12 protein-coding genes are annotated in these 11654 nt (G+C 41.2%); 9 read left to right on the plus strand and 3 right to left on the minus strand.

Annotated elements, in window-relative coordinates; genetic code table 11:
• The first annotated feature begins 4 nt into the window (after window positions 1-4).
• Genes B3297_RS07720 through B3297_RS07740 form a run of 5 tightly spaced genes read left to right on the plus strand, consistent with a single transcriptional unit; the run spans window position 5 to window position 5309 of the window.
• Window positions 5-1333: a gluconate:H+ symporter gene (locus B3297_RS07720; protein WP_070565556.1), complete on the plus strand. Its 1329-nt coding sequence runs from the start codon at window positions 5-7 to the stop codon at window positions 1331-1333.
• Window positions 1334-1363: 30 nt separating this feature from the next.
• Window positions 1364-1828 carry a RidA family protein gene (locus B3297_RS07725; RefSeq protein WP_046674510.1) on the plus strand — a complete coding sequence of 155 codons (465 nt, stop codon included), beginning with the start codon at window positions 1364-1366 and terminating at the stop codon, window positions 1826-1828.
• Between the two features lie 10 nt (window positions 1829-1838).
• Window positions 1839-2945, plus strand: a complete 1107-nt coding sequence (locus tag B3297_RS07730; protein WP_070565555.1) for a D-TA family PLP-dependent enzyme — start codon at window positions 1839-1841, stop codon at window positions 2943-2945.
• Window position 2946: 1 nt separating this feature from the next.
• On the plus strand, window positions 2947-4071 hold the full coding sequence (locus B3297_RS07735; RefSeq protein WP_286778716.1) for a dipeptidase: 1125 nt from the start codon (window positions 2947-2949) through the stop codon (window positions 4069-4071).
• Window positions 4068-5309: an MFS transporter gene (locus B3297_RS07740; RefSeq protein ID WP_112376158.1), complete on the plus strand. Its 1242-nt coding sequence runs from the start codon at window positions 4068-4070 to the stop codon at window positions 5307-5309. The genes B3297_RS07735 and B3297_RS07740 overlap by 4 nt, the downstream gene beginning before the upstream one ends.
• 95 nt (window positions 5310-5404) lie before the next feature.
• Here the strand turns inward: B3297_RS07740 and B3297_RS07745 are convergent, their stop codons facing one another.
• Together B3297_RS07745 and B3297_RS07750 are read right to left on the minus strand one after the other, a co-directional pair.
• Window positions 5405-5749, minus strand: coding sequence for a hypothetical protein (locus tag B3297_RS07745; RefSeq protein WP_070565551.1), 345 nt, complete (start codon window positions 5747-5749; stop codon window positions 5405-5407).
• Between the two features lie 94 nt (window positions 5750-5843).
• Entirely contained in the window at window positions 5844-7625 is a 1782-nt protein-coding gene (locus B3297_RS07750; protein ID WP_112376159.1) for an ABC transporter ATP-binding protein, read from the minus strand.
• Between the two features lie 181 nt (window positions 7626-7806).
• On the opposite strand from B3297_RS07750, the gene B3297_RS07755 reads away from it, so the two are divergent.
• Genes B3297_RS07755 through yajC form a run of 4 tightly spaced genes read left to right on the plus strand, consistent with a single transcriptional unit; the run spans window position 7807 to window position 10727 of the window.
• Window positions 7807-8886: a Glu/Leu/Phe/Val family dehydrogenase gene (locus B3297_RS07755; protein ID WP_046674513.1), complete on the plus strand. Its 1080-nt coding sequence runs from the start codon at window positions 7807-7809 to the stop codon at window positions 8884-8886.
• 60 nt (window positions 8887-8946) lie between these two features.
• Window positions 8947-9894: a transcription antitermination factor NusB gene (gene nusB / locus B3297_RS07760; protein WP_070565546.1), complete on the plus strand. Its 948-nt coding sequence runs from the start codon at window positions 8947-8949 to the stop codon at window positions 9892-9894.
• Window positions 9895-9921: 27 nt separating this feature from the next.
• The gene (locus tag B3297_RS07765) at window positions 9922-10383 is read left to right on the plus strand and encodes a DUF1573 domain-containing protein (protein WP_070565544.1); all 462 of its coding nucleotides are present in this window, start codon (window positions 9922-9924) and stop codon (window positions 10381-10383) included.
• 26 nt (window positions 10384-10409) lie between these two features.
• A complete protein-coding gene (gene yajC / locus B3297_RS07770; protein WP_070565542.1) occupies window positions 10410-10727 on the plus strand; it encodes a preprotein translocase subunit YajC in 318 nt (105 codons plus the stop codon).
• A 62-nt stretch (window positions 10728-10789) separates the two neighbouring features.
• On the opposite strand, the gene B3297_RS07775 is transcribed toward yajC, so the two are convergent.
• Window positions 10790-11449, minus strand: coding sequence for a DUF6266 family protein (locus tag B3297_RS07775; RefSeq protein ID WP_286778717.1), 660 nt, complete (start codon window positions 11447-11449; stop codon window positions 10790-10792).
• Window positions 11450-11654: the final 205 nt, after the last annotated feature.

Here is an 11654-nt window from a genome sequence, read left to right on the forward strand (position 1 = left end):
TATAATGACCATAATCCTCATTGTAATCAGCATTTGTTTGCTTATCCTTTGCATAACTTATTTTAAGATCAATGCCTTTCTCGCATTTTTGGTTGTTTCCTTGCTAAGTGGACTTTGTTTGGGAATTCCACCGGCACAGTTGGTAGGCACCGTTGAAAAAGGTGTTGCCGGCGTTATGGGGAGCCTAACGTTGATCATTGTTTTGGGCGCAATGTTGGGGAAAATTGTAGCTGAAAGTGGGGCCGCTGAGATTATTGCTGAACAAATGGTCCGCTTAATGGGAGAGCGATACCTTCAGTGGGGGCTTATGTTGACGGGTTTTATCGTTGGTATACCACTATTTTATGGAATCGGATTTGTCTTATTAGTCCCCTTGATATTTTCGATTTCCTACCGGTATAAGTTGCCGGCAGTATATATTGGATTACCGATGCTGGCAGCTTTGTCTGTGACACATGGCTTTATTCCGCCGCATCCTTCTCCCGTTGCTCTCGTTGCCCTGTTTCATGCCGATATGGGATTGACACTTATTTATGGTCTTTTGATTGCTATACCTGCTATTATTTTAGGTGGCCCTATTTTTGGAAGATGCCTGAAAAACATACGGGCGAGTCAAGAATCAATTTTTCGGGAGCAAGATCGCTCGGAATCAGCGCAGTATCTGCGCCCGACAGTTGGGGTAAGTTTGGCTGTAGCCCTGCTACCGGTATTACTCATTGTCCTATTTACACTGCTTCCTTATTGCTACCATACAAGTAATATAGCGCTGCAGCAGGGCGTGAAGTTTGTCGGCAACCCCACTGTTGTTATGGTTATCGCGCTCAGTGCAGCAACCTATTTCTTAGGATTGAAATTGGGCCGATCGATGGCCAATGTGATGACAATTTATGAGTCTGCTGTGAAAGATATTGCCATGATACTGTTGATTATTGCTGGTTCGGGAATCTTTAAACAAGTGATGGAAGACAGTGGAGTCAGTCTCCTTTTGGCCAACACCTTACAGCAGCTCTCCATTTCACCTTTACTGTTGGCCTGGTTAATTACAGCTGTTATCAGAGGTTGTGTCGGCTCGGCCACAGTCGCCGCGTTGACAGCCGCTGGCGTGCTGCTCCCTATTGTTACAGGGGGAGAAGCGGATCCCAATCTCATGGTATTGGCGATAGGGGCCGGAAGTCTGATGTTCTCCCATGTCAATGATGCCGGATTTTGGCTTTTTAAAGAATACTTTGGCCTTAGCGTAAAGGATACGTTATTTTCCTGGTCGATCATGGAGGCGATTGTTTCCATTGTTGGACTCCTTGCTGTTTTACTATTGCAATTAATTTTATATTAGCTATTATTTTAAACTTTAAAATCGTTAAAGATGTACAACGCAGACGAACAATTCGAAAAATTAGGTTTGACATTACCTCCAGCACCGGCACCAAAAGGTGTTTATAAACCATACGTCATTGATGGTAAGTACCTGTATCTTTCCGGTCATGGTCCTGTACAAGATGATGCCACATTGATTATAGGTCGAATTGGAAGTGATATCAGCCCCGAAGAAGGTAAACTTGCCGCGCGTCAGGTCGGTTTGACCATGCTGTCGACCATTAAAACCAACTTGGGTTCCTTGAACAAAATCAAACGTGTAATCAAAGTATTGGGTATGGTCAATTGTACCTCGGATTTTCTTTATCACCCCGGTGTGATTAACGGTTGTAGTGAACTATTTGCTGCAGTTTGGGGAGAAGAGAATGGTATTGGAACACGTAGCGCAGTAGGATTCGGTTCTTTGCCCGATAATATTCCAGTGGAAATCGAAGCATTATTTGAGTTATATTAAACCGAATAGTATGGAAACTTGGTGTCACATACAAAATGTCGATCAAGTCGATTCGCCGGCCTTGCTGGTCTACCCTGATCGCATTGTCAAGAACATAGACCGCGCTTTACACATTGTGCATGGGCGGGCGGACCGATTGCGGCCGCATATCAAAACGAACAAGTGTCGTGAAGTATGCCAGCTGATGATGGATAGGGGGATTACAAAGTTTAAGTGTGCAACCATTGCAGAAGCAGAACTATTGGGTGTTATCGGTGCAAAAGATGTTTTGCTGGCGTACCAGCCCGTAGGGCCAAAGATAGATCGTTTCTTGAATCTGGTGAGCGCCTTTCCCCAAACACATTTTGCCTGTCTTGTGGATCATGTCGATGCAGCAGAGGAGATTTCAGCGCGGAGTCTGTCGAAAGGTTTGCGAAGCGCTGTTTATTTGGATGTTAATATTGGAATGGGACGTACAGGGATAGCTTTAGACGGGATTGAGCGTCTCGTTATGGATATCAATCTCCTGAATGGTATTCAGTTGGTCGGTATGCATGGCTACGATGGTCATATTCATGATAAGGATTATCAGCTTCGCGAAAAACAATGCCAACAGGCATACGGTATACTTGAAACGGCCTACCTGATGGCGCAGACATCCACCTCTAAACCATTGACTAAAGTGATTGGCGGTTCACCGAGTTTCCCTTTTCATGCCGAACGCAGCGATGTAGAATGCAGCCCAGGAACCTTTGTGTTTTGGGATTTTGGCTATGCCGAAAATTATGCAGAACAAGATTTTATGCTTGCCGCGGTACTTCTAACGCGTGTCGTTTCTATTGTTGATCACAAACACCTGTGCTTGGACCTAGGGTATAAATCCGTTGCATGCGAATCGCCGCAGCCTCGCGTCAAGTTTTTCGATCCACGTATAGGTGAAATAAAAATGCAGAGTGAAGAACATCTGGTTGTTGAGGTGACAGATAGTGCGCAGTTCCACTTAGGGGATGCGCTGTATGCTGTACCACGCCATATCTGTCCTACCGTAGCCTGTTATGGCGAACTTCAAGTAGTCCATGAACGGCATGCAGATCAAACGTGGACTGTTTATGCACGAAATAAAAAGATAAATTGTTGATATGTACGAATTTGAAATGCCATTTTTGGTCGATGCACATTTGGATTTGAGTATGAATGCCATGGAATGGAATCGGGATCTTCGATTGCCAATTACGGAACTCAACCGCAGGGAAAAGGGGATGGATGACAAGCCCGATCGGGCTAAGGCAACAGTCACTTTTGACGAATTGCGTCGTGGTCATATTGGTTTGGTTGTTGCCACACAAATCGCTCGATTCGTAAAACCCGAAAGCTCTTTACCAGGCTGGTACTCCCCAGAACAGGCTTGGGCGCAGACGCAAGGGCAGCTTGCGTGGTATAAGGCAATGGAAGCCGATGGGCAAATGAAAATGATTTGTACAAAGGCTGATCTGGATCAACATATAGCACTTTGGTCGAATGGCAGCGATCATGTAGATAAGCCAATCGGATATCTGCTGAGTCTGGAAGGAGCCGATTCAATTGTAGATATCAGTTATCTTGAAACAGCTTATAATTATGGTTTGAGAGCTGTCGGACCAGCGCATTACGGACCGGGGCGATATGCCAACGGAACCGACTCATCGGGCAAGCTTAATGAACAGGGCGTCCTATTGTTGCGGGAAATGGAGCGATTGGGGATGATATTAGACGCAACACACCTCAATGATGATGCGTTTTGGGACGCTGTTGGACGTTATAACGGTGCCATTTGGGCAAGCCATAATAATTGTCGCAAGTTTGTCGACCATAGTAGGCAGTTCAGTGACGAAATGATCAAGACTCTTGTTTCGAAAAAAGCAGTGATCGGTGTAGCGCTCGATGCTTGGATGATGGTACCGAATTGGGTCCGCGGTGTATCCGACCCTAAAACAAGCAATTGCTCCATGAAAATCATGGCCCACAATATTGATCATATTTGTCAATTGGCAGGAAATGTTGATCATGTTGGCGTGGGGAGCGATTTAGATGGAGCATTTGGCCGAGAGCAGTGTCCTTATGATCTGGAAACTATTGCTGATATCCAAAAAGTATTTGGTATCCTGTCAAAAAGAGGGTATGATAAGACCGATCTTGAAAAGATTGCTAGCAAGAACTGGCTTAATTTTATGCGAAATGCATTGCCCGAATCAAAACAAACACCTCCAACACAACTGAATAGATGAAACCAGTATTACGCGTGCAATTGTCCCTGATGATGTTTTTAGAGTATTTTATCAAAGGGGCCTGGTTTGTCACTTTGGGAACATACTTGATTAAATCGCTCAATGCCTCAGGAATGGAGGTAGCGAATATTTTTGCGACACAATCCCTTGGTGCTGTATTTGCTCCTTTTTTTGTGGGTTTTGTCGCCGACAGATACTTTAATGCCGAGCGGGTGCTTTCAGCTTTGCATCTCATTGGAGCTGGACTACTTTACGGGATGTCTCAAGCACCTGATGCAACACATTTTTATCCCTATGTGTTTGTTTACTTTATGGCTTACATGTCTTCGTTATCCTTGTCCAATGGAATAGCATTCCGGCATATAGAAGATGCGAAGAAGTATTTTCCGGGGATACGTGTTTGGGGAACGATCGGTTGGATCTGTTCGGGACTTGTCATCAGTTATTTGTTCCGTTGGGATGCGCCCGAATCGATACAGGCAGGTGCTCTGCACAACACCTTTATTATGGGGGCGGTCTGCTCGTTGTTACTGGCATTCTTTAGTCTAGCCCTCCCAAAAACTCCGCCGCAGGTGAAACTCAGGGATGAAAAATTTGATTTTGGCAAGGCGATCGGTTTGGATGCGCTGAAGCTTTTAAAACAGCGGAGCTTTCTGATTTTTTTTGTGACAGCAATTGTCATCTGTATACCTATTTCGTTCTATTATCAAAATGCCAATCCATTTTTTGTCAACGCCGGAATACCGAATCCCACAGCAAAAATGGCATTGGGGCAATTTTCCGAAGCCATCTGCCTGTTGTTGATTCCATTTTTCTTTAGACGCCTGGGGTATAAAAAGATGATTTTATTGGGGATTGCAGCCTGGGCACTCCGTTATTTGTTTTTTGCATACGGCGACGGACAGGAACGTTCATTCTTATTGCTACTCGGAATATTATTACATGGCATCTGCTATGATTTTATGTTTGTAGTCGGCCAGATTTATACCGATAGAATTGCCGGCGAAAAATACAAAGCTTCTGCACAGGGGCTTATTACCATTGCGATGTATGGTGTAGGGATGTTAATCGGATTTTGGGTTGCCGGTGCAGTTTCAGATTATCTAAAAACAGCTTATGCTGCTCAATTTTGGGAATATCTTTGGTTTATTCCTGCAGGTATTTCTGGTTTTTGTCTTGTGTTATTTGCCGTATTTTTTAAAGAGGAGAAAGCGCTGCCGGATGTGAAAGCTCGTTAAAGATGCCTTTGGTCAATTAAAAACAGGGATTTCAGAAAAAATTAAAACATGGAGCATCTTTGATGGGGAGGTGCTCCATGTTATTTATAGGCCTATTATATCATATTAAACCATTCCTGGTATTTTTCACCGATGAAAGGGAGTGGCTTTCGCTCTCCGGCAAATGCAGACATTAATCCCAATATAAGAGCAATGAGTAGGAGCAATCCAACAATACTAAGGGCAATTCCGCCAATACCTGGAACAAAACGTAACAGCCCCAAGGCCATTCCTGTCAAGGAGATACCTATACTTTGTCGGATATGGAACTGCGCTAAAGCAGTCTTTTCCTTGTTGTTCATAATGATGGCTGCAACAAGGCCGATGATGGTTAAGTAAGAAATAATAGCAATTGTTTTTCCGTCGTTTGACGTAGCCTTTTGAATAGGGGTTCTCTCCATGATCCTTTAATGTAAAATGTTTGACTTAAATATTTAAGACAAATTTAGGAGAGATATCCCTTGGATCCTTTAGCTGAATTCAGGGATATTTTATTTATCCTTCCACACTTTCCAGTAATTGCTTTTCATGGAGTTCAAAATATTCACCTCTTTTATCCATCAATTCAGCATGTGTACCCTGTTCTACAATTTCTCCTTGATCCATCACCAATATATGATCTGCATTCTTGATCGTCGAGATGCGATGGGCAATAAAAATACAGGTCTTGCCTTTCATGATGCGGCTTAGTGAACGGAGAATGGTTTCTTCCGTTTTTGTATCCACGGCTGAAAGACAGTCATCAAAAATCAATACTTTGGGTTCCTTAATTAAAGCGCGTGCGATGGATACCCGTTGCTTTTGCCCCCCGGAGAGGGTAATACCACGTTCTCCAACAGCGGTTTCAAATCCATCTTCAAAAGCGATAATATTGTCGTATACAGCGGCATCTTTGGCAGCCTGTTCCACTTGTTCCTGTGTAAAGTGGTCTAAACCAAAGCCTATATTATTGGCAATGGTATCCGAAAATAGGAAAACATCTTGTGGGACGAATCCGACCTGTTGGCGTAAGCTTTTGAAATCAAGGTTTTTAATTTCAAGACCATCATAATGAATACTTCCTTTGTCGATATCATACATCCGAAGTAGTAAGTTGGCCAGCGTAGATTTTCCAGATCCTGTTTTTCCGATAATAGCAAGTGTTTTGCCGATCGGGATTTGGAACGATATATTTTTTATCGCCTGAATGCCGGTTTCCGGATAAGTAAACGAGATCCCATTAACCTTGATTTCGCCCTCCAGTTCCTTGGCAGCTGTGCCGTTAACGATAGGAGATTCGGTTTGAAGGAATTCGTTAATCCGTTTTTGTGACGCGGCAGCACGTTGCACCAATGACGTGACCCAAGCCAAAGACATGGCAGGGAAAGTCAACTGGTTGACATAGATGATAAACTCGGCGATATTTCCGGCAGTCACTGTTCCTTTGGCAACTTCGATTCCACCAATATAAATGGTAATGACTGTACTGAGTCCAATAAGCAATAGAATAAGCGGGAAGAAAACAGCCTGTACTTTGACGAGATCAAGAGCCGTGTTCCGATAAATGGTACTTTCCTTCTCAAATTCCTGCATTTTATTTTGTTCTCTGGTGTAGGTTTTGATGACTCGGATGCCAGCAAAAGTCTCCTGGACAAAGGAAGAAAGTTTCGCCAGTTGTTTCTGTATTTTTAAGCTACGCTTGTTAATGATTTTATTAACAAATAAAATAATAACCGATAGGACCGGGATTGGCGCCAATGCATAAGTGGCCAATCTTCCGTTGACGCTATACATCGCATAGATGACCATGATCGATAAAACTACGGTATTGATCGCATACATGATGGCAGGTCCTAGGTAGTTACGCACCTGATTGACGTCTTCAGTCGCGCGGCTCATGAGATCTCCGGTGTTGTTTTTCCGAAAGAAACCAAAGTTTAAATCCTGGTAATGATTATAGATCTCATTTTTGAGGTCGTATTCAATATAACGCGAGGTTAAAATGATCGTCTGACGCATAAAGAATAAAAATATGCCCCGCAGCAGCGAAAGTAGGAGCACGACGAAACCAAAAAATAGGAGGCTGGTGCCAAATACCTGATAGATGAGTTCCTGTCTGTCGAAACCATCAAATAGACGGTATAGATAGATGTTTTCTTGTACCAAATCAAATGCTTCGCGAATTACCTTTGCAGGCAATACCCCAAAATAGTTGGATATGATAACGAAAATAACCCCTGGAATCAGTTTCCAGCGGTATTTATAAAAGTACTTATTTAAGTAGGCGAGATCCTTCATATTACGAATACAAAAGTAGGACTAATTCATCAAAATGCTTTACGATTTAAGCGAATTTACTGTCATTCGGAAATCAAATGTTAAGTCTTGGATAAAAAAAGTTGTTATGCACAACGAATAATTTTCCTACTTTTGCATCAAGTACCTTAAAAAATTAAAACAAATTAGAGTAGTACATTTTATGTCAACATCTCAAAATTCTATTTTTGAATTGATGAGCCAGTCTGGCCATCAAAACTTATTTTTCTGTAATGATGAATTAGTGGGCTTGAAAGCTATCGTTGCGATCCATGATACAACCTTGGGGCCTGCGATAGGAGGAGTTCGTATGTTACCATACGAAAGTACAGAAGAAGCTATTGAGGATGCTTTACGTTTATCCAAGGCCATTACGTATAAATCTGCCATCACTGGATTGAATTTAGGCGGGGGAAGTGCTGTTATTATTGGTAATAGCCGTTTGGACAAATCTGAGGTTTTATTGCGCCGTTTGGGCCAGTTTATTGAAGGATTGAATGGTAATTTCATTGCTTCACTAGACGTAGGTACGACACAACGTGATTTAGAACATATTTATACCGAGACTGACCACGTTGCTGGTCTACCAAAGGCTATTCATGGTAGCGGTGTCGGTGATCCTTCCATTTTTGCTGCACAAGGTGTTTATTTTGGTATAAAAGCCTGTTTAAAGGAATTATACGGATCGGAAAATGTTGCTGGTAAAAAAGTTATTGTACATGGAGTAGGTGGTGTTGGCGAACGTTTGATCGCGATGTTACGTGAAGAGAATGCACGTGTATATGTCAGCGATATTACGGAAGAAAAAATGCTGAAAGTGGCGGCTAAGTACAAAGCTGAGCCAATACCTTACAATGAAGTATTCGATCACGAATTTGATGTATATTCTCCTTGTGCGTTAGGTGGTACGGTAAATCCGGAATCCGCACAGAAAATGCAATGCAAAATTATTGCTGGTTCTGCCAATAATCAATTGAAAGATGAACTTGTTACAAGTTCTATTCTGCATGAAAGAGGTATATTATACGCACCTGACTATTTGATCAACGCCGGTGCATTAATCGGCTGCTATTCAGAAATTCAAAATTACGGCGTAGATCACACTGAATTTGTGATCAAAAATATTTATAATGCGACTAGAGACGTCTTGAAAAAATCAAAAGAAGAGAATATTTCTACTTTTGAAGCGGCTAATCGCATTGCGGAGAAGCGTATCCAAGATATTAAAAAAATCAAGCGGTAGTCTTCATCCCAAAATCGTTCTTACTTATTATTTTATAAAAAAATCGTTCTTTAAATTACTATGTTAAACAGGAGACACCTGAGGGTAAAAGTAGTGCAAACGCTTTATGCGTACAGTCTTTCAGAAGATAAAGACATCAAAACATTTGAAAAAGCACTATTAAAAAATGTGGATGAAGTCTATGAGATGTATATGTGGACACTGAATCTATTAGATGAAGTATCTGATTATGTCTTAATAGATGCAGAGGGTAGAGCTAATAAGTTTTTACCAACTGAAAAAGACTTGTCTTTAACGACCAAGTTAAGTACTAACACTTTTATTGAGTCATTGAGACAAAATCCACAATATGGAGAAGGTGTCAAAAAGTATAAAATTTCTTGGAGTTTCGATCCGGAGATCGTTCGTACGGTATTTTTGCAATTAAAGGATTCCGAGGCTTATTTGGAGTACTTGCAACAAGAGGATCGTTCGATCGGTACGGAAAAGGATATCATCAAGCATATCTTTAAAAAGATCATCTTGAAATCGCCGGTTATTGAGCAGGTTTTTGAGGAGAAATTCATCAACTGGCCTGTCGATAAAGAAGTATTGCAAGCGTTGATTGCGAAGACTTTTAAGAATTTTAGTTCAGAAGATCCACGTAAAAATAAACTGGCAGAGATTACGCAAAACTGGAATGATGATAGCGACTACGTCATTGCATTGCTAGGTAAAACTATTCGCAATACAAATGAATATCAAAAGCTTATCTCGGAGAAAACGAAGAATTGGGAGTCAGACCGTATTGCGCTAATGGATACTTTATTGATGCGTATGGCCATATGTGAGTTGGTTAATTTTCCATCTATTCCTGTGAAAGTGACAATAAATGAGTATATTGAAATTTCTAAGGTATTCAGTACATTGAAAAGTAATACATTTATCAATGGTATCTTGGATAAAATATTAAACGATCTGAATCAACAAGGAAGAATCCAGAAGGCAGGTCGTGGTTTAAGAGATTAAAACCAAACGCATAAATAATTTATACGAATGAAAAACTTTGGCAAATATTCGGTTTTAGCTTTGTCGGCAGTACTTTTATTTTCTTGTGGAAATGCACAAAAAGGAAAAGATGAAGGAAGCAAGACAGCGACTGAAACAGCAGCTGCGGATAGCCTTTCTAAGGCGGCAGCACAATTAGGAAAAGTAGAATTTGAAGAGTCTGCATTTGACTTCGGTCAGGTAAAGGAAGGTGCACAGGTAAAGCATACCTTTGTGCTGAAAAATTCGGGTGATGCACCTGTTATTATCTCGAAAGTGACTGCTTCATGTGGTTGTACACAACCTGAGTTTTCGAAAAGCCCTATTTTGCCAGGTGGAAAATCTGAGATCCATGTAACTTTCAATAGTGAGGGACAAGTTGGTAAACAGCAGAAGATCATTACGATTCAATCGAATGCTTCCAATGGCTTAACAACAGTGCAGCTAAAGGGCGAAGTATTAGCAAAATAACACATTATTAAACGATATAATAGAAGATGAACACAGTATTATTACAAGCAGCGGGTGGCAACATGATGAGTTTTTTACCAATGGTTTTGATTATCGTGGTATTTTATTTCTTCATGATCAGACCGCAGATGAAGAAGCAAAAAGATCACAAGAAATATATTGAAGAACTTGGTGTAAATTCAAAGGTGGTAACTACAGCTGGTATTCACGGACGCATTGTAGAAGTATCAGACACGACTTTCTTAGTTGATGTAGGTTCAGGTGTAAAAATCCGTTTTGACAAATCAGCCATTGCTTTAGATGCTTCTAAAGCTGCTAACAACACGGAGAAGAGCGCTTCTTAAGCTTTTTTGGGAAAGAAATGAAAGCCAGTTTTCGTGGAAAACTGGCTTTTTTTATGTACCGGTCAAATCTTTATCTTACCTAAGTGCATACTGTCTGTATTACCTCCGCCATAGCTCTCTACAAAAAAGATATACACTTCATAGGTCACTTGCTTTTTATGTTTCGGTATATCAATGTTTTGTCTGCCCGTTATTAAGCTATTTTTCGCCTCATTCGTCAAAAATGGATATTCAGCCCCATTATACGTTGCATTATACAGGAATAAGAACGAATCATAAGTTCCCATGTCAAATTTCTTCTCCAGATAGGGGTCGTATTCCCAGGTAACCAGAAACACCTGGTTTTCTTGATCGAAATCCATCGTGTAGGAAGTGATGGGATTGGGACTTCCTTTGGCAATCATAAATTTTTGCCAGTCCACCACAAAACCGTTCTCTTCCTGAATAAGCGCATGGTTTAAATTATAAGACATTGCGACATCATAGGCCCGTTTCGGATAACTGTATGCCTTGTAGCCTATATTGATGATCGGGTTTAACATGCTTATATGCGACCTCATAGTTTTGAAGCGTGTTCTACTCAGCAGCTGTTCAGGTGTGGGCTCTCGTTTTTTAACGCGAGGGAGAGAGCGTACATAATTTCCTGTTTTAGTCGACACAAATACAACAGAGCCTGCTTTCTCGGAAACAGTCCCATTAACGCCATTTTTGATGATTGCCATAATGTATTGATTAGCTTATAGATAATTAAGATAAGCATTAAAAAGGAAACATGCTAATACCAGGTAATCCCTAAACACAATTTTTAGTCTATGTTTAGACAGTAATCAGTCATTGTTTATTCAGTCTGCACTGAACAATCACTGAACAATCACTGAACGATCACTGAACAATCACTGTAAAAAGTGATAAGTTGGTTACCAACTG

It is taken from the genome of Sphingobacterium sp. UBA3519, from assembly GCF_002377215.1.
In the GTDB taxonomy this organism is placed as follows: domain Bacteria; phylum Bacteroidota; class Bacteroidia; order Sphingobacteriales; family Sphingobacteriaceae; genus Sphingobacterium; species Sphingobacterium multivorum.

Coding starts and splice junctions, on each gene's coding strand:
- B3297_RS07720 (WP_070565556.1), top strand. CDS start 5: ATGACCATAATCCTCATTGTAATCAGCATTTGTTTGCTTATCCTTTGC.
- B3297_RS07725 (WP_046674510.1), top strand. CDS start 1,364: ATGTACAACGCAGACGAACAATTCGAAAAATTAGGTTTGACATTACCT.
- B3297_RS07730 (WP_070565555.1), top strand. CDS start 1,839: ATGGAAACTTGGTGTCACATACAAAATGTCGATCAAGTCGATTCGCCG.
- B3297_RS07735 (WP_286778716.1), top strand. CDS start 2,947: ATGTACGAATTTGAAATGCCATTTTTGGTCGATGCACATTTGGATTTG.
- B3297_RS07740 (WP_112376158.1), top strand. CDS start 4,068: ATGAAACCAGTATTACGCGTGCAATTGTCCCTGATGATGTTTTTAGAG.
- B3297_RS07745 (WP_070565551.1), bottom strand. CDS start 5,749: ATGGAGAGAACCCCTATTCAAAAGGCTACGTCAAACGACGGAAAAACA.
- B3297_RS07750 (WP_112376159.1), bottom strand. CDS start 7,625: ATGAAGGATCTCGCCTACTTAAATAAGTACTTTTATAAATACCGCTGG.
- B3297_RS07755 (WP_046674513.1), top strand. CDS start 7,807: ATGTCAACATCTCAAAATTCTATTTTTGAATTGATGAGCCAGTCTGGC.
- nusB (WP_070565546.1), top strand. CDS start 8,947: ATGTTAAACAGGAGACACCTGAGGGTAAAAGTAGTGCAAACGCTTTAT.
- B3297_RS07765 (WP_070565544.1), top strand. CDS start 9,922: ATGAAAAACTTTGGCAAATATTCGGTTTTAGCTTTGTCGGCAGTACTT.
- yajC (WP_070565542.1), top strand. CDS start 10,410: ATGAACACAGTATTATTACAAGCAGCGGGTGGCAACATGATGAGTTTT.
- B3297_RS07775 (WP_286778717.1), bottom strand. CDS start 11,449: ATGGCAATCATCAAAAATGGCGTTAATGGGACTGTTTCCGAGAAAGCA.